Raw genomic sequence first — 1,447 nt, forward strand, 5'->3', positions numbered from 1 at the left:
GGCTTAAGGGACATTTCGTGTGGATTTGCGGCGTGTCGCACTAAGGGACATTTCGTGTGGATTTAGGAGCGTCCGGCCCAGCCTTTTCTTATGCCTAAGCTGGGGTTCCATTCGTTGTCGATGCCGGTGTCGAATGTGGCAGGTCGCCCGTCTGGGTGGCCGCGCCGTTTGAGTTCTTCTTTTGCCCAGGCTGCGCGTGCTGCTTTTTCTCCTTGGCGTCCGAAGTCTTGTTGCTTGGCTAACTCCAGTGGCGCTACCGGGTCTTCGGTGTGGGTGTAGAGCCACCAGTCCATGGTGATGCGCTGATGCTCATCGAACATGCCACGATGGTTTCCTGCTAGGTCTTTGAGCTGTTTGTTGATGCCGCCTTCCAGCAGGTTTGTGGTGGCTTTTAAGTCCTGTGTGACACCTTCAGGCGGGTCAAGGAAGGTAAATAATTGTCCGGCGTGGATGAGCTTTTCTAGCCGTTTTAGAGCCCTGCGGGCGTTGCGGTGGGTGTACCACCATTTCTGGTTGGGGCTGACCCATTTCGGTACTTGGCCTGCTGGTATAGCACTGCGGTAGGTTCGCTCTTTAAGCCAATCAGCAAAGGTAATGCGGGTGTGGTGGACTGCAGCTGTAAACCGCGCAGCATCGTCGGGATTGCGTACTTGGACAAGCATGTAGCCCAGTTTCCGGATTGCTTTATGCGCTGGGTGAATCGGGTTGCGGCTGATATCAGCAAAAGTGTTGCGTTGGACGTGAACTAAGCAACGCTGGATGGTCACATCGGGCCATTTAATACGCAGTGCCTTGAGTGCTCCGCCTGCCCCGTCGGTGGTGACGATGAGTGGTTGCGCGATTTTGTCGAGCAGTTTCAGGTACTCGTATGAGCTTTCACGCAGGCACCAGTGCCAGGCGATGACGTGTGTTTCGGTGCAGGCTACCAGCAGGCATTTCTTGTGGAAGTAGGTGCCGTCGATAAAGACCTGGTCGTAAACACGATAGGGGTCAGTAGACGTGGGCACGGTGATAAACCACAGCAGCTTGAACCACCGGGTCAAAGTCCGCCTTGTTACCCCAAGGCGTTTGGCTAAATGGTCTGCGGATTCGCCGGAAAGAATCCAGTCAATAAAGATTTTGAAGTGCCGAATCTCGCTGGTGTGTGCGCGGGTATTAATCGATGAAACGTTGCATTTAGGACACAACCAGCGCTGGGTTCCTGCCGCGGTTTTGCCGTTCTTAACCAGTCCGTGGCCGCACATGTCACACGACGGCCGATTCCTATTAGCCATAGGAATTGGCCTTACCGCACCAGCAGCAGTCCTCCTATCACAGACCTAGGACTATCCAGTGTTGATTTCACAGATCGGGCCGTTGGAACCGATTCAAAATCAAGATCACCGTATTATCCCAGGCTGCCCCGGGAATCCGTATCGGTTTATCCACACGAAATGTCCCTTAAGCC

1 protein-coding gene is annotated in these 1,447 nt (G+C 54.1%); it reads right to left on the minus strand.

Features of this window, described 5'->3' with window-relative positions; translation table 11 throughout:
• Nucleotides 1-62: 62 nt before the first annotated feature.
• Nucleotides 63-1,274: an IS1249 family transposase gene (locus HMPREF2806_RS03615; RefSeq protein ID WP_065422035.1), complete on the minus strand. Its 1,212-nt coding sequence runs from the start codon at nt 1,272-1,274 to the stop codon at nt 63-65.
• Between the last annotated feature and the right edge of the window lie 173 nt (nt 1,275-1,447).

The sequence above is a fragment of the Corynebacterium sp. HMSC076G08 genome (genome assembly GCF_001811515.1).
GTDB lineage: Bacteria > Actinomycetota > Actinomycetes > Mycobacteriales > Mycobacteriaceae > Corynebacterium > Corynebacterium hiratae.